We start from the raw sequence: 22,725 nt of genomic DNA, 5'->3' as shown, positions 1-22,725 counted from the left end.
GGCAAGATCATCCTAAAAGCGTCAGTAATCCCGGTATCAAAAACGCGATAGCGGCCAGTGCAAAGCCATAGAATTCGACGTTATCCTCGAAACCCCGGTGCCAGTTGGTCCTGACCACGGCGGCCCGCAACTCCTCGATCCATTCGTTATGTGTCAACAGGCGCGGTCGCCCGTCCTCGGCCGTTGTCCGAACGACATTTGTCGGAGCCAGCGCCAGCGACAAGGCCGACATGAACACCGACAGGACCAGCACGGTCGCAGGCAGCGCGACCATGGCGATCTCTGTCGCGCTAAGGTGGCCGGATGAGGCCCCGCGCAGGAACATGCCCATGCCGCCGACCGCGACCGCGCCAGCAGCGCCAGATGCTTGAACAGTGCGGAATCCAGCCGTTTGCGCGATGCGGTCAGATCAGCCTTCAGGTTGACCAGTTCCGTCTCATTCTGAAAATCGAGCTGCCAGTAATTCACCTTGTCTGCCATCCCGCTACCTTCTTCATGATTTTTCCCGGTCATACACTGCGTTTCGCGGCAAGGGAAATATCAGCGCAACCCGACGCGGCCCGACGCGGCCCGACGTGGATCGCCAGGCGCGGCAACAAATCAGCCCCTAAGCCCCCTTGGGCCGAAACGCCTTGATCTTTGCAGGATCAGTTTCGATCCGCGCCGCCCCGATCAGGTCCAGACAATAGGGCACGGCGGCGAAAACCGCGTTCATGCAGGTGGCGATGGCAGACGGCTTGCCGGGGATGGTGATGATCAGCGTCGCATCGCGGATGACCGCCGTTTGGCGCGACAGGATAGCCGTCGGCACCTCGGCCAGCGAGGCACGGCGCATTTCTTCGCCGAAGCCGGGCAGTTCCTTGTCGGCCACGTCCATCACGCCTTCGGGCGTCTGATCACGTGGCGCGGGTCCGGTGCCGCCGGTGACAAGGATAAGATCAGCCCCCGCCTCGGTCAGTTCGCGCAATTTGGCCGCCACGACCTCTCGGCCATCGGGGATGATATGACGGACGATATCTATCGGTGACGTGATGGTATCGCGCAGCCAGGCTTCGGCCCCCGGACCGCCCTTATCCTCATACTTGCCGCTACTGGCACGGTCCGAGACGGTGACGATGGCAATGCGGGCGGGGCGTGATGGCTGTTCTGTCATGCGCACCAGTCTGCCTTGGAAGCGGCACGAAGGAAAGCCCGCGCACCCTGTCATTGTATTTAAGGAAGCTATTCCCTGTCAGACATTTACTGGCTTAGACATGGGCCATGAACGCTCGCACCCCGCTTTTTCTGCTTTGCATCGTCCTGGTCTGCGGAATGTCGCCTTGGTTCGCGACGGCCGCAGTGCTGGCCGATATGGCGCAGGAGGGTGGTTTTGGACATGTCCGGCAAGCAATGCTGACATCGGGCGTGCAGGCGGGCTTCGTGATCGGCGCGCTGGTGTCCGCAATGCTGGGCCTGTCTGACCGCTTTGACCCAAGGCGGGTGATCGCCTGCGCGGCGTTGGTGAATGCGCTGGCAACGGCTGGACTGTTCGTGGTGCCGCTTGGTTCGGACACAGCGATTGCATTACGCGTGATTGCCGGGGCGGGGTTCGCCGGCATCTATCCACCCGGCATGAAGATCGCGATTGGTTGGACCGTGCGGAACCGTGGCTTTGTGATTGGCTTGCTGGTGGCGGCGCTGACGCTTGGCTCTGCCCTGCCCTATCTCTTTGCCTGGTGGGGTGGTGCGGATTGGCGGATCGTGGTTGCCGCAGCGGCGCTTGCCTCGCTGGCGGCTGCGATTGGCAGCTTTTTCCTGCGCCTTGGTCCGCATCATGCGCGGGCGGCCGCATTTTCGGCCCGGTCCATCGGATTGATGTGGTCCGATCACCGGATTCGCAGCGCCACCGGCGGCTATCTGGGTCACATGTGGGAACTATATGCCATGTGGGGCTGGATCGGCACCGCAGCGGCGGTCGGCTATGCGCACCGGTTGCCAGCGGATCAGGCCCAAAGCACGGCGGCGCTGACTGCATTTCTGGCCATTGCCATCGGGGCGGCCCTTTGCGGCCCTGCGGGGATACTGGCCGACCGGATCGGCAAGGCACGGATATCTGCCGCCGCCATGCTGGGGTCTGGCAGCATGGCGATTGCGGTTGCGTTAAGTTTTGGCGGTCCAGTGTGGCTGAGTTTTGTCCTGATCCTTTGCTGGGGCGCACTGGTCATCCCCGACAGCGCCCAATTTTCAGCCATTATCGCCGATTCAGCCCCGCCAGAGGTTGCGGGAAGTCTGATGACCCTGCAGACCGCGCTTGGCTTTGGCCTGACCATTTTCACGGTGCAGACGACGCCGGTGATCGCGAACTGGCTGGGCTGGCCGATAACACTGGCGCTGATGGCGCTTGGCCCCGCAATGGGCATCGCTGCGTTGCAACCGCTGCTGAAGACGCAGCGGTTGCAAAATTAGCCCTGCCAAAGGTTGATCTGCTCCTTATGATCGACACAGATATTCCACAAATTCATATAGTTATTTATATTTGATCTATTGCCCGCGCGCGGAAACGGAATCACTTTATGCTGGCGATCAGGCGCCTGGTGCCCTAAGCTTGGCAGCGCGTGATGAAATCTTTACGATTTTCCCTGAACTGGACGAACATATCGCCCCTGTCGCAGGCGCCCGGATTTTCGCCCCCGGTCGCAAGGCTCGCAACCTGGCGCGGCGCCATGGGCAGGCGAAAAAGGCGCTGGTCATGTGACCGGCGCGGAAAGGCAGCAGGCATGACCAAACGTTTCAATATCGGCGATCATGTCAGCTGGAATTCGGAAGCGGGTCGCGTGTCGGGAACCATTATCGCGGTGCATGTCAGCAACTTCGACTACAAGGGGTATACGCATCACGCCTCGGAAAGCGACCCGCAATATGAGATCAAAAGCGACACCACCGATCACATTGCAGCCCATAAAGGTAGCGCGTTGACCAAGGTGTGATCGCCAGCCTTGGTCAGCCGTTTTTCACCGTGACCATACCAACCGCGGCTTGCAATCGTTCATCGATCTGATCGCAAGTGCCGACAGGTCTTTCATCTTGGGAATGCTGGCAAATACCCTGCCCCCAGTGCCGTCATCGGACCGGGGGAAGGAATATTTATCCGCTGGACCCGACGAACCCGCGGATGAAGCACCATCAGAACTTCGCGTTCCGGGCGGCCAGCAGTTTCAACCGCAGCGCGTTCAGGCGAATGAAGCCTGCCGCGTCTTTCTGGTCATAGGCACCTGCGTCGTCCTCGAAAGTCACATGGGCCTCGGAATACAGCGAATGATCGGACCAGCGGCCAACGGTGTTCACGTTACCCTTGTAAAGTTTCAGGCGGACGGTGCCGGTGACGTGTTCCTGCGATTTATCGATGGCGGCTTGCAGCATCTCGCGCTCAGGGCTGAACCAGAAACCGTTATAGATCAGTTCGGCATAACGCGGCATCAAGCTGTCTTTCAGATGGCCTGCCCCCGCGTCCAGCGTGATCTGCTCGATACCGCGATGGGCCTCCAGCAGGATGGTGCCGCCGGGGGTTTCATAGATACCGCGCGACTTCATCCCGACAAAACGGTTCTCGACGAAATCCAGACGGCCGATGCCGTGTTTGCGGCCATAGTCGTTCAACGCGGTCAGAATGGTCGCGGGCGACATCGCCTGATCATTGATGGCAACCGCATCGCCGCGCTCGAAGGTGACTTCGATATATTCGGGCGTGTCGGGCGCATCCTCGGGGGAAACGGTGCGCTGATAGACATATTCGGGCGCTTCCTCGGCCGGGTTTTCCAGCGCCTTACCCTCGCTGGAGGTGTGCAGCAGGTTGGCATCGACACTGAACGGCGCTTCACCGCGCTTGTCCTTGGCGATCGGGATCTGGTTCGCCTCGGCAAACTCCAGCAGCTTGGTGCGGCTGGTCAGATCCCATTCACGCCACGGCGCGATCACCTTGATCGACGGGTCCAGCGCATAGGCCGACAACTCGAACCGGACCTGATCGTTGCCCTTGCCTGTGGCGCCATGGGCCACGGCATCGGCGCCGTGCTGATGGGCGATATCCACCAGATGCTTGGAAATCAGCGGACGCGCGATCGAGGTGCCCAGCAGATACAGCCCTTCATACAGGGCATTGGCGCGGAACATCGGGAAAACATAGTCGCGGACAAATTCTTCGCGCACGTCGACGATGTGGATGTTTTCAGGCTTGATGCCCAGCAATTCCGCCTTGGCGCGCGCCGGCTCCAACTCCTCACCCTGCCCCAGATCAGCGGTAAAGGTAATGACCTCACACCCATATTCGGTTTGCAACCATTTCAGGATGATCGAGGTGTCCAGCCCCCCCGAATAGGCGAGGACGACTTTCTTCGGCGCGTCAGACATGCGTTAACTCCTGCGGAATTTCGCAAAAGGGCATAGGACGTTTCCCCGGCTGTCACAAGGGGATGGCGTCCGCATGCTGGCGTCTAAGTGACAACATATGCTGAACAATCGCCCAGACGAACCGGTTTCCAGTTGTCGGCCGATGTCAGGGCTTCTAGTCGTCTGGAAAATATTCACAAAGGGTCGGTCATGCTGGCAATCAATATTCTGACACATGCGTTTCTTCAGGTCATTGGAAACCTTCGACAGTTGGTGAACATCTCGGCATTGCCGCTGCTGATCCAGTTTTTTGGCGCCATCGCCACAATCTTCACCGCAATCGGCGCGAACAACGCAACCGGTAACGCATCATTTGTCACGCTGCCATTACTGGTCGCTTTCCTGCTGTTGCCCTTCGTCTGGATCGCCGTGAACTGGCATCGCTTTGTCCTGCTGAACCAGCCGCAGTCGATCCTGCCCAGATTGCCCATGAATGCTGTTCTGCGCTATATCGGGACGGCGATCCTTATCGCCATCCTTCTTCTGGTGCCGCTCGCTCTGGCTGCAGCGACGTTTCAGATCATCGCAGGGGTTTTGGGATCGGCAGGGATCACCTTTGTCCTTGCCTTTGCCTTTGGCATCGCGATCATGTTGGCCTTGATGGTGGCATCGCTGCGCCTTGGCGTCGCCCTGCCCGCCGCCGCCATCGGGGCACCCGATGCCATCACAACGGCATGGAAGGCGACGGCAGGCAATACAGGGACGTTCTTGTTGCTGGGCGTTCTGATGGCGCTGCTGCAGATCCCGATCAACCTGATCACCATGGTTCCAACAGGTCCCGCGACCCCGTTCCTTGTCAGCATCCTGATTCTGCTGCTGACCATCGCGGTGCTGTGGATTTACATGTTCATCTCATTGTCGGTCTTGACGACCCTTTACGGGTATTTCGTTGAAAGGCGGCAGCTGCGGACAAGCATTTAGGCCGCATGCACTCCATCGCCCAGCAGTCACATAGAGCTCTTCGATGCTTGCATTTCGTCTTATCCGGTTCGCATTCCTTAATATTTTCAGAGATTTTGGTCAAACAATACGAATATTTTTACTTCCAAGCCTGATCTTTGCCAGCACACTTGTCATGCTGACCCCTTATCTGGGAAGCTATGCGCATCCGGTTGGGTCAAAACTGGCCGCTATTGCACTTTTCGGGATCTCTTTCGGATGCCTGTTCTGGATGGCGGTGAACTTTCACCGCATGATCCTGTTAGAAGAAACGTTCGCCTGGATACCACGCTGTCATGTTCGAGAAGTTCTGGCCTACGCCGTCTACTCTATACCCATCCTGATCATTTTCGCAGTGATTTCGTTCGCCACAATTTTGGTGATCGGGCAGGTACTCTTTAAAGCACTCATCGCAACAAACGACATCACGACGGCAGTCATCAGCTATTATATCCTTTCAATGGTCATCCACCTGCTGACGGCGACCATCGGACTAAGGCTTTTCGCAAGATTACCAGCCTTGGCGATTGGAACCCCGGTGCAAAGCGTCTTCGCTGCCCACAAACGTAGCTGGCTGACCCTGCTGGAGATTGCGCTGATCCTGATGGTGGCCGAGTTTGTTTATACGTTCTTGGCGACCGAAATCATTGGGCGTTTCATGACGCCTTTGGAACCAGATACCGTTCTGACGTCCTGGCCGCTGCTTCCGTTCGTCTTTATCTTTACCATCGGTCTGTCATCGGTCGCCTTTGGCATTAGTCTGGTTACCACGCTTTACGGCCATTATGCCAAGGGCATGCCATTGCGCTGACACTTGCCAATCCAATCTAATCGGTTCATGGGCAATTCATGGAAAACTTTGTCGCCTCCGTCCGTCAGGCCGAGGCCGCGATTCGCGACCTGTTCGAGCCTACCCCGTTGCAGCGCAACGACCATTTATCCGCGAAATATGGCGCGGATATCTGGTTGAAGCGCGAGGATCTGACCCCGGTGCGCAGCTACAAGCTGCGCGGCGCGTTCAATGCCATTCGCAAGCTGATGACGCCCGGTGGGGCGACGAATGCGCATTTCGTCTGCGCCAGCGCGGGCAATCACGCGCAGGGCGTTGCCTATGCCTGTCGCCACTTCGGGGCGAAGGGCACGATTTTCATGCCCGTGACGACGCCCAAGCAGAAGATCGACAAGACCAAGATATTCGGCGGCGATTCCGTCGAGATCGTCCTGACCGGCGATTATTTCGATCAGACGCTTGCCGCAGCCCAGGCTTTTGCCGTTGAACAGGACGCGCAGTTCATCTCTCCCTTCGATGCGCCTGACATCATCGAGGGGCAGGCGACCGTCGCGCTGGAAATTCTGGATCAGCTTGGCGTTGCGCCTGATCTGGTCGTGTTGCCGGTGGGTGGGGGCGGTCTGTCCTCTGGCGTCGTGCGCTATCTTGGCGACAGTGCGCCAGAGACCGATTTTGCCTTTGCCGAGCCGTTGGGCGGCGCCAGCCTGCAAGCCGCGCTGGAGGCAGGTGCCCCCGTCGCCCTGCCCGCCGTGGACAGCTTCGTCGATGGCGCGGCGGTTGCCCGTATCGGCGCCCTTCCCTTTGAAACGCTGCGTCGGTTCAAGCCGTCCGACGTGCATCTGGCCCCCGAAGACCGCATCTGCCGCACGATGCTGGATATGCTGAACATCGAAGGCATCGTTCTGGAGCCGGCTGGGGCTCTGACCGTCGACGTGCTGGATGATCTGGGCGATTTGCGCGGCCAAACGGTTGTCTGCGTCTGTTCGGGCGGGAATTTCGATTTCGAGCGCCTTCCAGAAGTGAAAGAGCGTGCCCAACGCTTTGCCGGCATAAAGAAATACTTTGTCCTTCGTCTGCCGCAACGACCGGGCGCGCTGCGCGAGTTGCTGGAACTGATGGGGCCGAATGATGATATCGCGCGGTTCGAATATCTGAAGAAATCGGCCCGGAACTTCGGTTCGATCCTGATCGGGATCGAAACCAACGATCCGTCCAATCTGCACACGTTTTCGCAGCGTCTGGCGCAGGCGGGAATCGCGCATCGCGACATTACCAATGATGAGATATTGGCCGAACTGCTGGTCTGACGACTAAAGCCGCCATCTGATCGTGGCGGCTTTATAACTTTTCGGTTTACCTGATCTTTACGGTGCCCGCCGTAAACACGGCGCATGAAGCCCGCGAATCTTTCCCACTCTGACAAAATCCCGGCCGGCGACGCTGTGCCCCCCGCCCGCACTGTTCTGCTGGTCGAAGCGAACCCCGCACAGCGGCGATTGTTCGGGATACAGCTACGCCTGGCAGGCTATCATGTGGTCGAAGCGCTGACAGGCCCGGAGGCTTTGGAAATCTGCAAGACGGTTGAGCCGGATTTCGTTCTGTCCGACTGGTCAGTTCCCGGCATGACGGGGGTAGAGCTTTGCCGCGCGTTTCGCGCGTTGCCGCGAAACAGCTATGGCTATTTCATCCTGCTGACCGCCCATCGCATGCATGAGGAAATCGCAGTTGGGCTGGATGCGGGCGCGGATGATTTTCTGACCAAACCGATCACGCGAGTCGAGTTGATTGCCCGGTTGGCCGCGGGCGAACGCATCCTGCGGGTCGAGGGGGAATTACGGGCCAGCAACGCCAAATTGCGCAGTGCTTTGGACAAGCTGCGGGACGCGCAGACAGCCATCGACCGCGACCTGCGAGAGGCGCGAATGCTGCAGCAGGGGTTGGTCCGCGAACGGTCTGGTCGCTTCGGGCCGATTCAGATTTCGCTGATGCTGCGGCCAGCCGGCCATATCGGCGGCGATCTGGTCGGCTTTTTTCCCATTGGGCGGGAACGGGTTGGCATCTATGCGCTGGACGTGTCGGGACATGGGGTGACCGCAGCCCTGCTCAGCGCGCAGCTTTCGGTCCACCTGTCCGGTTCCGCCGAACAGAATGTCGCGTTACGCGGGGCACAATCGGGGGCGGATGCGGTGCCACCGGCGCAACTGGCCCATTTCTTCAACAACATGATGCTAGAGGAGATGTGCACCGACACCTATTTCACCATGATCTACGCCGAACTGAACCACGTCACCGGACAGGTTCAGCTTTTGCAGGCAGGACATCCTCATCCAATGCTGCAACGCACTGACGGAGCGGTTCAGAAAATTGGCGATGGTGGCATGCCCATCGGCGTCTTCGAACGCCCGATATTTGACGAGGTCAGCCTGCAGCTACAGCCTGGGGATCGCTTGCTGATTACATCCGATGGAATCAGCGAGGCGATGAACCCATCTGGCCGGTCTCTGGGCGAGGACGGGCTAGAGGCGATCTTGCGCACCAATGCCTTTCTGGGTGGGCATGCGTTTCTGGAATCGATGGCCTGGTCGGTATCTGAATATTGCCGGGGCGACCGGCAGGACGACATGTCCGCCGTCCTGATCGAATATCTGGGGCCAACCCGGCCCGCGCAGGCGCATTAGGGTGATGATTTGATGATTACAGCCAAACCTGTCCTGTGATGCAGGTGACCACCTCTCCTCCGACCCAGATCGTGTCCCCGTCCTGCCAGATTTGCACCCGACCCGCCCGACCAAGCCGCGTGCCCTGTGCAGCGACATAGGACGGCGGCGCCAATCCGCTGCCGATCAACCACATGGCGATGCTGGCGTTCAGGCTGCCGGTGACGGGGTCTTCGCGACCTTCCGACGTAAATGCGCGAACCTCGAAATCAGCGCCATCGCCATCTTCGCTGCGGCTCCACGGCGCGACGATACCGATCTTGCTCCCTGCAAGTTTCGCGTAATCAGGCTGAATTGCCAGCACGTCGGCGCGGCTTTTCAGCAGCAAGCCCAGCCAGCCGGGACCGTTATCAATCCATTGCGCGCCGATCACCTGATCGGGCCGCAACGACAGCCCGTCCATGGCATGTCGCAGCGTCGCCTGATCTGGCGAGCCCGAGCGGACCAATGGCGGCGCGGCAAACGCCAGACCGCCATCATTGCGGCGAATACGGATCAGTCCGGCGGCGCATTCCTGAACAATATCGCCCCCCTTGGGTATGCCGCCTGCATCCAGCCAGGCATGGCATGATCCCAAGGTCGGGTGCCCGGCAAAGGGCAGCTCGTTGGATGGCGTGAATATCCGCAAACGATAGTCGGCCTGAGCCATCGTGGGTGTCAGCAGAAATGTCGTTTCGCTAAGGTTGGTCCAATTGGCGAAACGCGCCATTGTCTCATCAGACAACCCGTCGGCCCCCAACACGACCGCCAAGGGGTTGCCCATGAGGGGGGTTGTGGAAAATACGTCCACCTGGCGATATTCGAACTGTTTCATTTTACCCCTGTGATCAATCCTGATCGGCGTAGCATTGCCCGTGAACCCTCATCCGGCAGCGCATCATAAGCGGCCCGTGGCGCCATCCAGATTGCCGAATGATGCGGCTCTGACGGCGGGCCGAGACGCTGGATCGGGCGGGCCAGCCAGATATGGCACATCTTTTCGGCATAATATCCATAATCCGGCAAGTAGGCGTAGCGGCGATAGACGCCCAGATAACGCGGTCCGGCGATGCTGTAGCCGGTTTCCTCAAACACCTCGCGATGCAGGGCGGCAATCACGTTTTCACCCGGATCGATACCGCCGCCGGGCAGTTGAAATTCCGGCGATGGCTGCGCTTGATGGGTCATCAGCAAGCGGCCATCACGATGCAGGATCGCATAGGCCCCCGGGCGGCGGCGATAGACCTGTCCCGAAAGCGGTGGCGTGCCATATCGCGGGATCATCTCCGCTCCTTGTGTTGGTTTCGAATGGCTTACCGCGCCCGACCGCGCCTGCAAAGGTCCGTTGTGCCCCTTGGGATCGGTGATGAATGTCCTATATTGAAAGTCGACTTGCCTGGTTTTGATCCGGGCCTACAAGATTTCAGGGATACGCCATGAGCACGATTAACCAGATTGCCTGGGACGACACCGTTCTGCCCTTTCAGCTTGACCGCTCGAACATTCGTGGCCGCATTGCGCGGCTGGACGGTGTGTTGGACCAGATTCTGTCGCGCCATGATTATCCCGCGGCAGTCAGCGCCATGGTCGCTGAACTGGCTTTGCTGGCGGCGCTGATCGGTCCGACCATGAAGCTGCGCTGGAAGCTGAGCTTGCAGGTGCGCGGCAGCGGTGCCATCCGCACGCTGGCCGCCGATTACTATGCGCCGGAAACCGAAGGCGCCCCGGCACGGCTTCGTGCCTGGGCCAGCTTTGATCAGGAACGTCTGGATGATCGCGACCCGTTCGAGCAGATCGGCGAAGGCTATTTTGCCATCCTGATCGATCAGGGCGAAGGTTCGCTGCCCTATCAGGGCATCACGCCCCTGACGGGCGGTTCGCTGTCGGCCTGTGCACAGACCTATTTCGCGCAATCCGAACAATTGCCGACGCGGTTTGAACTTGCCAACGGATTCTCTCGCATGTCGGGACAGGCGGGGCATTGGCGTGCGGGTGGCGTCATGCTGCAAACCCTGCCTGCGCAGCCGATGGATGCCAGCGAGAATGGCGGCAGCGGCGAAGGCGGCCTGATCGAGGCTGCCGATATCCTGCAAGGTGCGGAATCCGAGGATTGGAACCGGGCCAATATTCTGCTGGATACCGTCGAAACGCTGGAGCTGATCGGCCCGACCGTCGGCCCGACCGACCTGCTGCTGCGCCTGTTCCACGAAGAGACCCCTCGGGTTTTCGACCCTCAGCGGGTGGAATTCGGATGTTCGTGCACGGCTGATCGCGTTCGCGGCACCCTTGCGATCTATTCGGCCAAGGACATTGCCCATATGACCACCGAACAGGGCATCGTGACCGCAGATTGCCAGTTCTGCGGCGCGCATTACGAATTCGATCCGGCCAGCCTTGGGTTCGAGGCGACGGTGGATGCCGATGGCAAGCCGCTGGAATCCAGCGATGGAAAGGTGGCCGAGTGAGCCTGATCTGGTCCGAGGATGCTTTGCGTCAGGCGTTGTCGCGTCCGGCCGGGCCAAGTTCGGACTTTGATCTGAATGCCGACGTCATCCCACCGACGGGGACATTGCGCCCTGCCGGTGTGCTGGCTGCATTTCACGAGGATGACGGTCGGCTGGTGCTGACCAAACGGGCATCCGGCCTGCGCCATCATCCGGGGCAGATCGCCCTGCCCGGTGGCAAGGTCGATCCCGGCGATGCCGATGAAACCGCCGCCGCCCTGCGTGAAGCATGGGAAGAGGTCGGGCTGGCCGCCTCGCAGGTTGATATGCTGGGTGCGATGCCCCCGCATCGAACGGTGACGGGCTTTTCCGTCGCACCGTTGGTCGGCATCATCCGCGGCCCCTTCACCCCTGTGGCAGAGCCGGGAGAGGTTGAAGAAGTCTTTACCCTGCCCTTTGCTCATGTCTGCAATCCCGCCAACTATCGCATTGAAAAACGCCGCTGGCGCGACGGCTGGCGCAACTATCACGTTGCCCCTTATGGCCCCTATTATTTGTGGGGTGCGACGGCGCGGATATTGCTGGGCCTGGCCCTCAGGATGCAGGCATGACCAGGATCGAGGGCGACTTTCTGTCTTCACCGGGGCTGCAACGGCTATTGTCCCTGCTGACCGATGCCGGCCATCAGGCGCTGATCGTCGGCGGTGCAGTGCGCAATGCGCTGTTGGGCGACGATGTGTCAGATGTCGACCTGTCCACCGACGCGCTGCCCGGACGCGTGGCAGAACTGGCCAAAAGCGCGGGCATGAAAGCCGTGCCAACAGGGATTGACCACGGCACCGTGACGATTATCACGCCCGACAGTGACCGCTGGCGCAGTTTCGAGGTCACGACCTTCCGCCGCGATGTCGAAACCGATGGGCGGTTTGCCGTCGTGTCCTTCTCGACAGACATTGCGGATGACGCGCGGCGGCGGGATTTCACGATGAACGCCCTTTACGCAACCGCAGATGGTCGTGTTCTGGATCCGATCGGCGGGCTACCCGATCTGATGGCGCGGCGGCTGCGTTTTGTGGGCGATGCCCGCGCCCGGATTGCCGAAGACTACCTGCGCATCCTGCGCTTTTTCCGGTTTCACGCATGGTATGGCGCAGCCGGGGCCGCCGACCCCGAGGCAGTGGCGGCCTGCGCGGAACTTGCACACGGTCTTGACCGCATCTCGAAAGAGCGGATCGGGGATGAGATGCGCAAACTGCTATCCGCCCCTGCCCCCGGTGATGCGCTGCATCTGATGGATGTCACCGGTGTGTTGCAGCACATCCTGCCCGGTGCAAAGATTGAGGTATTGGACTCCCTGCTGAAAATCGAAGACCTGCCGGATTGGGTCCTGCGTCTTGCAACATTGCAAGCCGATGACCCACGACAGTCGATGCGGCTCAGCAATGACACCAATGAAAACATATTGCATTTACAGAGACTTGTAGCGCGCGATGATGACCTTGAACGGATTGCCTATACCTGCGACAAGCAGCTGGCGCGGCAATTGGCATTGTATCGCCTGGCGCTTGGCCGCGACGTTCCGACCGATTGGAACCATCAGATTGACCATGCCCATTCGCAAAAGCTGCCGATCAGCGCGGCCGACCTGATGCCCGCGATGACCGGCCCGGCGCTTGGCATCGCCCTGCGCGCGGCAGATGAGCATTGGATTGAAACCGGCTTTCAGGCCAACCGCGATGAGTTGTTGGCCGTGGCACGCGCCGCCGGTCGGCAAGCTGGAGCGGAACAATGACCCTGCATCGCCGCCTTGGCCGCATGATTAATGCGTTCCGGCCTGCCGCTGGGCCGCCGCCCAACACGTTGCTGGCCTTTTTCCGCTGGTGTCTGTCGGGGGCGTGGGGCGGACTGTCGCTTGCGGCCATCGCCTCGGCTTTGGGCGGGATTGCCGATGTTGTTGCGGCGGTTTTGCTGGGGGCGGTCGTTGATGCGGTCGCGACCGGCAGCCCTGACACGATCATGGCTGATAGTGCCCTGGTGATCGCCGCTTTCATTGGTTTTTTCCTGATCCTGCGCCCGATCATTTTCGGCCTGTCCACAGCGACGTCCAGTGTCATCGTTGGGCCAAACATCATGCCTCTGGTTCTGTCGCGCCTGCACCGTTGGACGATGGGTCATTCGGTTACATTCTTTGACAACGATTTCGCGGGGCGACTGGCACAGAAACAGATGCAGACCGCCCGCGCCGTCACCGATGTGGCGACGGAAATGGTCAATGTCGTGGCCTTTGCGCTGGCATCCGTGGTTGGATCGGCGGCCTTCCTGATCTCGGTCGATGGCTGGGGCGCGATTGCATTGATCGTCTGGCTTGGCGCCTATCTGGCGTTGATCAAGTTCTTCCTGCCGCGCATCCGGTCAAAATCCGGGGCGCGTGCATCAGCCCGCGCCATGGTGACGGGACAGGTTGTGGACACGATCACCAATATCAAAACCGTCAAACTGTTCGCCCATGCAAAGCACGAGGATCGCGAGGCCCTAAGCGCCATGGCCGGCTTCCGCGAACGCGCGCTGGATTTCGGCGTCATCAGCAGCGCGTTTCGCATGTCGCTGATGGTGATTGCGGGCATCCTGCCGGTGATCCTTGTCGGCGGGTCGTTGCTGTTGTGGCGCGATGGCATTGCGACGCCCGGCGATGTGGCGACCGCGGGCGCGATCTCGATGCGACTTAGCCAGATGACCGGATGGGTCAGCATGGCGCTGATGGGCATCTGGGGCAGCATTGGCGAGGTCGAGGACGGGATGCAGACCCTGTCACCGCCACATGCGCTGACTGATAAGCCCGATGCACTGACGTTGAAACGCGTGGCAGGTCAGATCGACTTTGACCATGTGAGCTTTGCCTATGGCCGGCGTGCAGGCGGTTTGCAGGATATCGATCTGCATATCCGACCCGGAGAGAAAATCGGCATCGTCGGCGCCTCGGGTGCCGGGAAATCGACGTTGGTGGCACTGCTGCTGCGGCTTTATGATGTCGAAAAGGGCGCGATCCGGATCGACAGCCATGATATCCGGGATGTGACGCAGGAAAGCCTGCGCGGGCAGATCGGCATGGTCACGCAGGAAACCGCGATGTTCAACCGGTCAGCCCGCGATAATATCCTGTATGGTCGCCCCGATGCCTCGCAGGAAGAAATAGAAGCCGCAGCCCGCGCGGCCGAGGCCCATGATTTCATTCTGGGGCTTGAGGATTTCGCCGGACGCAAGGGGTATGACGCACATCTGGGCGAACGTGGGGTGAAACTGTCCGGCGGTCAGCGTCAGCGGATCGCGCTGGCCCGCGCCTTCCTGAAGGATGCCCCTATCCTTGTGCTGGACGAAGCAACCAGTGCGCTGGACAGCGAAGTCGAGGCGCAGGTGCAGGACGCCCTGACCCGCGCGATGGCCGGCAAGACCGTCTTGGCCATTGCCCACCGCCTGTCCACAATTGCCGAACTGGACCGGATCATTGTCATGGATGCGGGTCAGGTCGTCGAACAGGGCACCCATGATCAATTGCTGGCGAAAGACGGGCTTTATGCGCGTTACTGGAACAGGCAATCAGGCGGCTTTCTGGGCACCGACGACGAAGAACTGTCCCGCGCCGTCTAAACGCCGCACTTACTGCACGTCAGCCAGCACGCCTGTCGGCTCGCCTCCAAACAGCGCGATTGCTCCGGCCCCGGCCACTGCCAGCGCAAAAAAGCCACCCGCCATGCAGATATGCGACAACAGAGCGTTCACGTCGTTCCGATGTCCGACATAGCCGGTGACAATGCACCACAAGCCCAACAGCACGCTGAATGTATGAAGCGGATAGCCCAGCACGATGCCAAGCCCCCCGACCAACTCGCAAAACCCGACCAGATATGCCAACGCCTTGGCATCAGGCAAGCCAAGCCCGGCAAGAACCGGGACCAACTTCGCCTCTCCGCCACGCAACTTCATCGTGCCCCATATTATGAAAGGCACTCCCATCAGCAGCCGAGCCATCAACAGCGCTATTCCATACATCCTGATCGTTCCATTGTTTCATAAGGCGGCTTTACGTCGTCACATCCTTGCATGGGGAAAGCCCCTTCGCATACCCGTCGCGATATGGCGCTTCAGCTTAATTGGGGCTTGAACCGAACCGGAAATTCGCCAACTGACGCAGTAATCAACGCAATCTGGAAACCACGATGCCAACGCGGCCAGCCATCTTACTTCGCAAGCCAAACCAATGACGCAATGGACCATCGAAAGACTGGGGCGCAAAGGTGACGGCGTTGCCGTGTCTGGCGATGCGCGGGCTTTGGCATCGCTGACCCTGCCCGGTGAGGTGATCGAGGGTGAGCCCGCGGACGGCCGCATTGCCGCGCCCAAAATCCTGACGCCGTCAGCAGAGCGCGTAAAGCCGATTTGCGGGCATTATCGTGCCTGCGGCGGCTGTTCCCTGATGCATGCCAGCGACGGGTTCACGACCCGCTGGAAGCAGCAGGTGGTGGAAGCCGCGCTGGCTGCACGCGGCCTGTCTGCGCCGATTCTGGGCGTTCACACGTCTCCGCCGCGTTCGCGTCGTCGCGCCGTTCTTTCAGGACGGCGAACGAAGAAAGGCGCATTGCTGGGCTTTCACGCCCGTGCATCGGACGTGATCGTCGATCTGCAAGCCTGCCATGTCATGCGCCCGGAAATTACGGCGGCGCTGCCCCTGTTGCGCAAACTGGTCGTGGTCGGTGCGTCGCGATCAGCGGAATTGACGCTGACGGCTATTCACGGCCCTGCCGGACTGGATGTCGCGGTCACGGGTGGCAAGCCCATGGAGACGACGTTGTTCCAAACGCTTGCCGGGTTGGCCGAAGAAGGTGATCTGGCGCGGTTGGATTGGGACGGTCAGACCATTACGCGCCGCCGCCCTGCCCTGCCGATGGGACGGGCAATGGTCGTGCCGCCGCCTGCCGCGTTTTTGCAGGCCACAGCCGATGGCGAAGCGGCGTTACTGGCAGCCGTGCGCAACTTTACAAAAGGTGCGTCGGCCATCGTCGATCTGTTCGCAGGTTGCGGCACCTTTACCCTGCCCCTGGCCGAAAGGGCCAGCGTCCATGCGGTCGAAGGTCTGGCCGCACCGCTGAGCGCGCTGGATACGGGATGGCGGTCAGCCGGCAGTCTGAATCGGGTTACGACACAGATTCGCGATCTGGCCCGGAATCCGCTGTTGCCGGATGAGCTGAACAGATTTGACGCGATTGTGATTGATCCCCCACGGGCCGGAGCCGAGGCTCAGGTGTGCCAGATCGCGGCATCCGATGTTCCGAAAATCGCCTTTGTGGCCTGTGATCCTGTGAATTTCTCAAGGGACGCGCAAATTCTTGCCGATAGCGGGTTCAAGATGACGCGCATGTTGGTCGTCGATCAATTCCGCTGGTCGCCGCATGTAGAAACTGTCGCAGAGTTCATCAGAACCTAGCCAAATCACTCGATTTCGTGATATTCAGTCCTCATAAAAATCCAAGAAACGTTCAGAGGCAGTGATGTACCGCGCAACCCGCCGCACCGTTACCTTCTCGATGCTGGCCTTGTTGGCGGCTTGTGGAAAGCCACCATCAAAGTTCAAAAGCTATAATGGCCCAGCCGTCACGCAGATCGTCGTCAACAAGGGCGACCGGCGCATGTATCTGCTGCACAATCAAACCGTGCTGAAATCCTATAACATCGGTCTGGGTAACCAGCCGCTTGGTCACAAACAGTTCGAAGGCGATGGCAAGACCCCGGAAGGCGTCTATTTCATCGACCGCTTCAATCCGCGAAGCCGCTATCACCTGTCGGTCGGGGTGTCTTATCCCAACCCGAATGACGCGCAGCTTGCCGAGGCATTGGGCCGTCGGGCCGGTGGTGACATCTTCATTCACGGCTGGGGACCGGAGGGCAAACGTCTTGCACCCAAGAACCGTGACTGGACCGCCGGCTGCATCGCGTTGAAGGACGACGAGATCGAGGAAGTTTACGCAATGGTCCGTGGCGGGATTCCGATTGTCATCAACCCTTGATCGGTTGCCATGTTCCGCATGAAAAAAGCCCCGCATTTGCGGGGCTTCGTTGTTTATAAACCGCCCCGGTCAATTGCCGGTCAGCAATGTCCACCAGATCTTGCCCGATGGTTCCTGATACCAGCCAAAGCCCAGATTTGTCGCAGTCGAGTCCATGATAATGTCGCGCGTGTCACGCGTCGCCATCCACGCGCTTAGCGTCTGAACATCGTTTTCATAGGTTTCCGAGATATTCTCGCCCACAATGCCGCCCGAATATCCCTGACGACGCGCACGATCCAACGGCGATGACCCGTCCGACCCCCAATGCCACGCACGGTTCTGCGCCGACATATCCCGCGAATGTGCCAGCGCCGCTGCCGAAAGCTGCGGGTTCAGCATCAGCTGAGGTGCGCCAACATTGCCGCGCAGCGTGTTGACCTGCCCCAAAACACGTGTGGGAATCTGTTGCGATTCACGGGCGTCGATCTGGTAAGCCACCGGCAGTGCCTGACCATCCGGGCCAGCCTGTTGAGGCAACGTCCGCGGGGCGCAAGCCGTCAGGCCCAACAGCGACACAATCGCAATCACCTTGAAATTCAGCATTTACCGCCATCCCTCATATTCTTATTGCCTCTGATTTACAGGGTCACGCACAGCCCTTCAAACGAAAGAATGCGTGAGAATTTTATCTGTGACATCTTCGCCGCTAACACCAGTTTGATATGGCGCGGAATTGCCCGAACGACCCTGACAGCGTATATATATTCTGCTGCATGAGGCGCAGTAATTCAAAGCCGTCCCCCAAAAAGAGCGGCTATCCAGAACGAAGGACTTTTCAAGATGAGCAAATCTCCTGCTCTCAACCGTCGCGCGTTCCTTGGCACGGCTGCTGCATTTGGGGCTGCTGGACTGGCGCTGCCGTCAGTCGCGCAGCAAATCGACCCCTATACCGGTCAGCCGATCTATGGCGCGACCACGGGGGCGACACCTGACGCCGGCGCGGTTCAATATGAGACGCAATCCGATCAGCGCCACAATATTTCCAGCTGGCATGCGCAGGACTGGCGCCCGCATTTTTCCAATCTGACGAATGGCGCGGTTCTTGCCGACCTGACCTCGCGCGCCGTGCATTTCTGGGCCGAGGACGGGAACACCTATCGCGTCTATCCGTCCTCGATCCCGGTCAGCAAAGATCTGACCCGCACTGGACGGACCGAAATCATCAAGAAGGTCGAAGGCCCCAGCTGGGCACCAACCCCTGAAATGAAGGCCCGCAATCCGTCCTGGCCGGACTTTGTTCCACCCGGACCAGATAACCCGATGGGCACCCATGCCCTGTGGCTAAGCTGGCAGTATTACCGCATCCATGGCACGCATGACACGCGCAAGATCGGCCGCAAGTCGTCGAACGGCTGTATTGGTCTGTATAACGAACATATCAAGGAACTGTTTGGCCTGACCAAAGTCGGCACGCAGGTTTTGATCATCTGACACCGCATGACGAAAGGGGCCGATTGGCCCCTTTTCTATTCCTTTCTACCCGTAACCTGCTGATACGGTGCAGGTTGACAATCCTGCCTGACAGGCGCCCACTGCACTCTCAACCATGGGAGAGGCGCGATGGAAAACACAGCTGGGATGACGCGTCGCCACTTACTGACAATGGTCGGTTATGCGGCGGGTGCGTCAGCAATGTATACCGCGATGGCAGGCATGGGCTATGCGGGAACCTCGTCTTACGAAGGGCCGCTGGAACTGACTGGTGATCCCAAAGGCGCCTCGGTTCTGATTCTGGGTGCCGGTTTGGCGGGCATGACCGCGGCCTATGAATTGGGCAAGGCAGGTTACAAGGTTCAGGTTCTGGAATATCGCGAAAAGGCCGGCGGGCGCTGCTGGACGCTGCGCGGTGGTGATACCTATACCGAGTTGGGTGATTTCAAGCAGGACGTGAAATTCGCCGAAGGGAATTACCTGAACGGCGGCCCATGGCGTATTCCGACCGATCACCACGCCGTCCTGGATTACTGCAAGAGATTCGGCGTCAAGTTGGAGCCGTTTATCCAACAAAACTATTACGCCTATCTGCATAATAGTGAGGCATTCGAAGGCAAACCGCAGCGTTTCCGCGAAATTCAGGCCGACTATCGCGGTCAGATCGCCGAATTGTTGGCCAAGGCGGTGCATCAGGACAAGTTGGACGAACTTGTGACCGAGGAAGATGCCGAGGCGCTGGTCACGTCGTTGAAGTCCTATGGCGTGCTGAATGACGATCTGGAATATGTAAAATCTGACGCCGTTTCGTTGTATCGTGGCTGGGCCGTGGAACCGGGCGGTGGCGATGACCCTGCACCGGAACCTTCGGACATCATCTCGCTCAAGGATATTGTGCAAGGTCGCTTGTGGAAGGATCTTTTGGTCGGTGAAACCATCGATCACCAACAGGCCATCTTCCAGCCCGTTGGCGGCATGGACATGATCGCCCAGGCCTTCGCCCGCGAAATCGGCGATATCGTCACCTATAACGCCAAGGTCATCCGCATCAACGGCACCGATACCGGGGTCGAGGCGACCTATGTCTCAGCCAATGGCGGCACCGAAGAAACAACGGTCACGGCGGATTATTGCATCTGCACCATCCCATTTTCGATCCTTGGTCAGATCGAAAACAACTTCTCGGGCGAGATGCAGTCCGCGATTGACAGCGTCTATTACGAAACCTCGATCAAGATCGGGTTGGAGTTCAAGCGGCGCTTCTGGGAACAGGATGATCATATCTTTGGCGGCATCAGCTATACCAATCTTCCGATCACGTTGATTTCCTATCCCTCGTCCGATTTCTTCAGCGATGGCCCCGGCGTCCTGCTGGGCTGCTATTCGTGGGGCGCTGCATCCTATCAGTTCAACGCGATCGCCCCGGAAGAACGGATCGAACATGCGCTGGAATACGGCTCGCAGATCCACCCGCAATATCGCGAGGAATATTCGAACGGCGTTTCCGTCGCATGGCATCGCGTGCCATGGGTGCTGGGCTGTTACGGTATCTGGCACGACAAGGCCGCCAACTATGCCGACGCGGTCAAGATGGATCAGCGCACGCTGATGGCGGGCGAACATATGTCCGATCTGCCCGCATGGCAGGAAGGTGCAATTCTGTCCGCGCTGAATGCCGTCAAGCGTCTGCATGCCACCGTCACCGGGGCAGAAGCCGCCGCACCTGCACCAGAAGGGAACTGAGCCATGAAACGTCATATCTCACTGACCGTCTTTGCGGCCGCACTTGCCCTGTCGGGCGCTGCATCGGCACAGGACTTCGTGCAAAGCGGCACCTCGGAACGCTTGCCCCAAACGGACGGAGAGGCGATTTACAACGCCATCTGTTCGGGCTGTCATATGCCCGACGGTGCGGGTGCCATCGGCGCCGGCGCCTATCCGGCACTGGCTGGCAACGCCAATCTGGAGGCTGCGGATTACCCGATCTATCTGATCATCAACGGCCAAAAAGCGATGCCACCTTTGGGCAGCTATCTGGATGATGCGCAGATCGCATCGGTGGTGAACTATATCCGCCATAATCTGGGTAATAATTTCGAAGGCGAAACCGACGCCGCCTATGTCGCGCAATCGCGCTGAGCCCTCGCATGAACGCAGCAAGAGCCTGACCGGCTCTTGCACCAGCTATCGACACTAGATGAGGAAAACAATGTTCAAATCCTTTGCAATCGCCGCCACATTGATCACCGCACCCTTGGCCGCTTCTGCGCAAGACGTGATCCGCCATCCAATCCCGGATTCGGATTTCCCCATCTCGCAGGCGGTTGAGATTCCCGGCGGCAAGACCACCGTTCACCTTAGCGGCGTCGTACCATCAGTCGTGGACGAGGCCGCTGATCCCGCCTCGCCCGAGGCATGGGGCAATATGGAAACCCAGACGGTCAGCGTGCTGAACACGATCCAGGCGACACTGGAAAGCATGGACCTGACCATGGGCGATGTCGTCAAGATGCAGGCATTCCTGGTCGCCCCGGAAGGTGAAGCCGTTGATTTTTCCGGCTTCATGGACGGTTATACGCAATTTTTCGGCACAGAGGCACAACCGAACCTGCCGTCACGTTCGGCGATGGTGGTCGATGCCCTTGTGAACCCGAACTGGCTGGTCGAAATCGAAGTGACCGCCGTTCGTCCCTGAAACACGCGCAAAATATAATAGGCCCGTCCAGACAGCTGGACGGGCCTTTTTTCGTCAGGCAACCAGCGCGTTCAGTTTAGCCGCGCAAATGAAATCATTTTCTGTCAGGCCGCCCGCCTCGTGCGTGGTGAACCTGACCTGGCAATACCCCCAACCAAAACTGATATCGGGATGATGCCCCTGCTTGTTGCCCAACCACGCAGCCAGGTTCGCCATCTCGACCGCCTTCGCAAAGCCCTTGAATTCAAAACGACGGGTAATAGTCGTGGCGTCGTCCGACAGGATCCAGCCGTTCAGCTGATCCATCATGGCCCGCGCCGCGTCTGCGTCATAGGCCGCCATGCCACCCTGGCAGGGTTCGCAGGTCTTGTCAGCCAGATCGGATGTCGTCATCGTCGCCCCCATCAGGCAGCCTCTTTCGGTGGATATTTCGGGTCATGCAGGCCAAGGCTGCGCGCCTGCGCGACGTCGGCCAGCAGATCACGTTCGGCCGCTGTAAACAGATCCTGCAGATCGTCGATCACAAAGTAAACCGGCTGGTGAATGTCGATCCGGTAAGGCGTGCGCAGAATATCGATCACATCGAATGGCCTGTGCTCGGGACCGTCCGACAGTGCCCAAGGCAGCTCTGTGATTGAACTTGCAAGCCCGGAACCAAGCGCCTTCAGCCGTCCGTTTTCCCGCATCAACCCAAATTCGATGCTGAACCAATATAGCCGGATCAGCCAGCTATAGTCAGCCTTGTCACAACGCGTGCCCGCCTCACCAATCGCCTGACTGAAGGCCGCGAAGGCCGGGTCGGTCAGCAACGGCGTATGGCCGAAAATCTCGTGGAAGATGTCAGGCTCTTCGATGTAGTCGAAATGCTTGCGCTTGCGGATAAAACTTGCGGCTGGAAATGTCCTGTCCGCCAGCATCCCAAAGAATTTTCCAAAACCGATCAGCGCCGGAACCGGCTCAACCTTCCAGCCCGTCAATGCCGACAGTTTAGCAGAAATGTCGGAGCATTGCGGAACACGCTCCACGGGCATGTCCAATATCTGCAAGCCGTTCAGATAAGGCCGCGCCATATGCTGCTGCACGGCGGGCAATTGGCGTGTAATCAGATCGTGCCAGACCCCGTTTTCTTCGGCGTCATAGCTGATAAAGCCATCGCCATCCGGTATTTTGGCCTCGTATTCGGTTGATTTTGGCATGTCGCAGT

At 59.3% G+C, this 22,725-nt stretch carries 26 protein-coding genes; 17 read left to right on the top strand and 9 right to left on the bottom strand.

The features are described 5' to 3' along the window. Positions 1-7: 7 nt before the first annotated feature. Complete coding sequence (locus H4P12_RS14625) at positions 8-325, bottom strand: hypothetical protein (protein WP_187794391.1); 318 nt, start codon at positions 323-325, stop codon at positions 8-10. Between the two features lie 282 nt (positions 326-607). Continuing rightward, positions 608-1,153, bottom strand: a complete 546-nt coding sequence (gene mog, locus H4P12_RS14620) for a molybdopterin adenylyltransferase (RefSeq protein WP_187794555.1) — start codon at positions 1,151-1,153, stop codon at positions 608-610. 107 nt (positions 1,154-1,260) lie between these two features. On the opposite strand from mog, the gene H4P12_RS14615 reads away from it, so the two are divergent. The 3 genes from H4P12_RS14615 (at position 1,261) to H4P12_RS14605 (ending at position 2,966) form a co-directional block, all read left to right on the top strand. Then, complete coding sequence (locus tag H4P12_RS14615; RefSeq protein WP_187794390.1) at positions 1,261-2,445, top strand: MFS transporter; 1,185 nt, start codon at positions 1,261-1,263, stop codon at positions 2,443-2,445. Between the two features lie 139 nt (positions 2,446-2,584). Continuing rightward, positions 2,585-2,734, top strand: a complete 150-nt coding sequence (locus tag H4P12_RS14610) for a hypothetical protein (RefSeq protein ID WP_187794389.1) — start codon at positions 2,585-2,587, stop codon at positions 2,732-2,734. Between the two features lie 22 nt (positions 2,735-2,756). Then, a complete protein-coding gene (locus H4P12_RS14605) occupies positions 2,757-2,966 on the top strand; it encodes a hypervirulence associated TUDOR domain-containing protein (protein ID WP_187794388.1) in 210 nt (69 codons plus the stop codon). Positions 2,967-3,162: 196 nt separating this feature from the next. On the opposite strand, the gene H4P12_RS14600 is transcribed toward H4P12_RS14605, so the two are convergent. Beyond that, positions 3,163-4,386, bottom strand: coding sequence for an argininosuccinate synthase (locus H4P12_RS14600; protein ID WP_187794387.1), 1,224 nt, complete (start codon positions 4,384-4,386; stop codon positions 3,163-3,165). Positions 4,387-4,575: 189 nt separating this feature from the next. Here H4P12_RS14600 and H4P12_RS14595 point away from each other — a divergent pair, with 189 nt between their 5' ends. The 4 genes from H4P12_RS14595 (at position 4,576) to H4P12_RS14580 (ending at position 8,832) form a co-directional block, all read left to right on the top strand. Continuing rightward, positions 4,576-5,346, top strand: a complete 771-nt coding sequence (locus H4P12_RS14595) for a hypothetical protein (protein ID WP_187794386.1) — start codon at positions 4,576-4,578, stop codon at positions 5,344-5,346. 154 nt (positions 5,347-5,500) lie between these two features. Continuing rightward, complete coding sequence (locus H4P12_RS14590) at positions 5,501-6,175, top strand: hypothetical protein (RefSeq protein WP_187794385.1); 675 nt, start codon at positions 5,501-5,503, stop codon at positions 6,173-6,175. 38 nt (positions 6,176-6,213) lie between these two features. Then, positions 6,214-7,461: a threonine ammonia-lyase IlvA gene (gene ilvA, locus H4P12_RS14585; RefSeq protein WP_187794384.1), complete on the top strand. Its 1,248-nt coding sequence runs from the start codon at positions 6,214-6,216 to the stop codon at positions 7,459-7,461. A gap of 135 nt (positions 7,462-7,596) precedes the next feature. Then, complete coding sequence (locus H4P12_RS14580; RefSeq protein WP_343069837.1) at positions 7,597-8,832, top strand: PP2C family protein-serine/threonine phosphatase; 1,236 nt, start codon at positions 7,597-7,599, stop codon at positions 8,830-8,832. Positions 8,833-8,848: 16 nt separating this feature from the next. Here the strand turns inward: H4P12_RS14580 and H4P12_RS14575 are convergent, their stop codons facing one another. Together H4P12_RS14575 and H4P12_RS14570 are read right to left on the bottom strand one after the other, a co-directional pair. Continuing rightward, positions 8,849-9,685 (bottom strand): PhzF family phenazine biosynthesis protein, encoded by an 837-nt coding sequence (locus tag H4P12_RS14575; RefSeq protein WP_187794382.1) that lies wholly within the window; start codon positions 9,683-9,685, stop codon positions 8,849-8,851. Beyond that, the gene (locus H4P12_RS14570) at positions 9,682-10,134 is read right to left on the bottom strand and encodes an NUDIX domain-containing protein (RefSeq protein ID WP_187794381.1); all 453 of its coding nucleotides are present in this window, start codon (positions 10,132-10,134) and stop codon (positions 9,682-9,684) included. The genes H4P12_RS14575 and H4P12_RS14570 overlap by 4 nt, the downstream gene beginning before the upstream one ends. 152 nt (positions 10,135-10,286) lie before the next feature. Between H4P12_RS14570 and hslO the strand changes: the two genes are divergently transcribed. The 4 genes from hslO to H4P12_RS14550 are packed head-to-tail and all read left to right on the top strand — an operon-like array spanning position 10,287 to position 14,939. Continuing rightward, on the top strand, positions 10,287-11,315 hold the full coding sequence (gene hslO / locus H4P12_RS14565; RefSeq protein WP_187794380.1) for an Hsp33 family molecular chaperone HslO: 1,029 nt from the start codon (positions 10,287-10,289) through the stop codon (positions 11,313-11,315). Then, positions 11,312-11,905, top strand: coding sequence for an NUDIX domain-containing protein (locus tag H4P12_RS14560; protein WP_187794379.1), 594 nt, complete (start codon positions 11,312-11,314; stop codon positions 11,903-11,905). The genes hslO and H4P12_RS14560 overlap by 4 nt, the downstream gene beginning before the upstream one ends. Continuing rightward, on the top strand, positions 11,902-13,086 hold the full coding sequence (locus H4P12_RS14555; RefSeq protein ID WP_187794378.1) for a CCA tRNA nucleotidyltransferase: 1,185 nt from the start codon (positions 11,902-11,904) through the stop codon (positions 13,084-13,086). The genes H4P12_RS14560 and H4P12_RS14555 overlap by 4 nt, the downstream gene beginning before the upstream one ends. Next, on the top strand, positions 13,083-14,939 hold the full coding sequence (locus H4P12_RS14550) for an ABC transporter ATP-binding protein (RefSeq protein WP_187794377.1): 1,857 nt from the start codon (positions 13,083-13,085) through the stop codon (positions 14,937-14,939). The genes H4P12_RS14555 and H4P12_RS14550 overlap by 4 nt, the downstream gene beginning before the upstream one ends. Positions 14,940-14,948: 9 nt before the next feature. Here the strand turns inward: H4P12_RS14550 and H4P12_RS14545 are convergent, their stop codons facing one another. After that, complete coding sequence (locus tag H4P12_RS14545; RefSeq protein WP_246449305.1) at positions 14,949-15,320, bottom strand: DoxX family protein; 372 nt, start codon at positions 15,318-15,320, stop codon at positions 14,949-14,951. Between the two features lie 229 nt (positions 15,321-15,549). Between H4P12_RS14545 and H4P12_RS14540 the strand changes: the two genes are divergently transcribed. Further along, positions 15,550-16,773, top strand: coding sequence for a class I SAM-dependent RNA methyltransferase (locus H4P12_RS14540; RefSeq protein WP_187794375.1), 1,224 nt, complete (start codon positions 15,550-15,552; stop codon positions 16,771-16,773). Between the two features lie 64 nt (positions 16,774-16,837). Beyond that, the gene (locus tag H4P12_RS14535) at positions 16,838-17,353 is read left to right on the top strand and encodes a L,D-transpeptidase family protein (RefSeq protein ID WP_246449304.1); all 516 of its coding nucleotides are present in this window, start codon (positions 16,838-16,840) and stop codon (positions 17,351-17,353) included. A gap of 69 nt (positions 17,354-17,422) precedes the next feature. On the opposite strand, the gene dalA is transcribed toward H4P12_RS14535, so the two are convergent. Continuing rightward, the gene (gene dalA / locus H4P12_RS14530; RefSeq protein WP_187794374.1) at positions 17,423-17,938 is read right to left on the bottom strand and encodes a divisome-associated lipoprotein DalA; all 516 of its coding nucleotides are present in this window, start codon (positions 17,936-17,938) and stop codon (positions 17,423-17,425) included. A gap of 237 nt (positions 17,939-18,175) precedes the next feature. Between dalA and H4P12_RS14525 the strand changes: the two genes are divergently transcribed. The 4 genes from H4P12_RS14525 to H4P12_RS14510 all read left to right on the top strand — a co-directional run bounded on the left by H4P12_RS14525 (position 18,176) and on the right by H4P12_RS14510 (position 21,521). Then, the gene (locus tag H4P12_RS14525) at positions 18,176-18,826 is read left to right on the top strand and encodes a L,D-transpeptidase (RefSeq protein ID WP_187794373.1); all 651 of its coding nucleotides are present in this window, start codon (positions 18,176-18,178) and stop codon (positions 18,824-18,826) included. A gap of 147 nt (positions 18,827-18,973) precedes the next feature. Next, positions 18,974-20,569: a flavin monoamine oxidase family protein gene (locus tag H4P12_RS14520; RefSeq protein ID WP_246449303.1), complete on the top strand. Its 1,596-nt coding sequence runs from the start codon at positions 18,974-18,976 to the stop codon at positions 20,567-20,569. 3 nt (positions 20,570-20,572) lie between these two features. Further along, on the top strand, positions 20,573-20,965 hold the full coding sequence (locus H4P12_RS14515) for a c-type cytochrome (RefSeq protein WP_187794372.1): 393 nt from the start codon (positions 20,573-20,575) through the stop codon (positions 20,963-20,965). Between the two features lie 70 nt (positions 20,966-21,035). Further along, positions 21,036-21,521, top strand: a complete 486-nt coding sequence (locus H4P12_RS14510) for a RidA family protein (protein ID WP_187794371.1) — start codon at positions 21,036-21,038, stop codon at positions 21,519-21,521. 54 nt (positions 21,522-21,575) lie between these two features. On the opposite strand, the gene H4P12_RS14505 is transcribed toward H4P12_RS14510, so the two are convergent. Together H4P12_RS14505 and phhA are read right to left on the bottom strand one after the other, a co-directional pair. Then, positions 21,576-21,914, bottom strand: a complete 339-nt coding sequence (locus tag H4P12_RS14505) for a 4a-hydroxytetrahydrobiopterin dehydratase (protein WP_187794370.1) — start codon at positions 21,912-21,914, stop codon at positions 21,576-21,578. An 11-nt stretch (positions 21,915-21,925) separates the two neighbouring features. After that, on the bottom strand, positions 21,926-22,717 hold the full coding sequence (gene phhA, locus H4P12_RS14500; RefSeq protein WP_187794369.1) for a phenylalanine 4-monooxygenase: 792 nt from the start codon (positions 22,715-22,717) through the stop codon (positions 21,926-21,928). Between the last annotated feature and the right edge of the window lie 8 nt (positions 22,718-22,725).

The organism is Paracoccus amoyensis, from assembly GCF_014490725.1.
GTDB lineage: Bacteria > Pseudomonadota > Alphaproteobacteria > Rhodobacterales > Rhodobacteraceae > Paracoccus > Paracoccus amoyensis.
The sequence above is the reverse complement of the archived record's forward strand: the minus strand, read 5'-3'. Positions and strand labels throughout refer to the sequence as shown.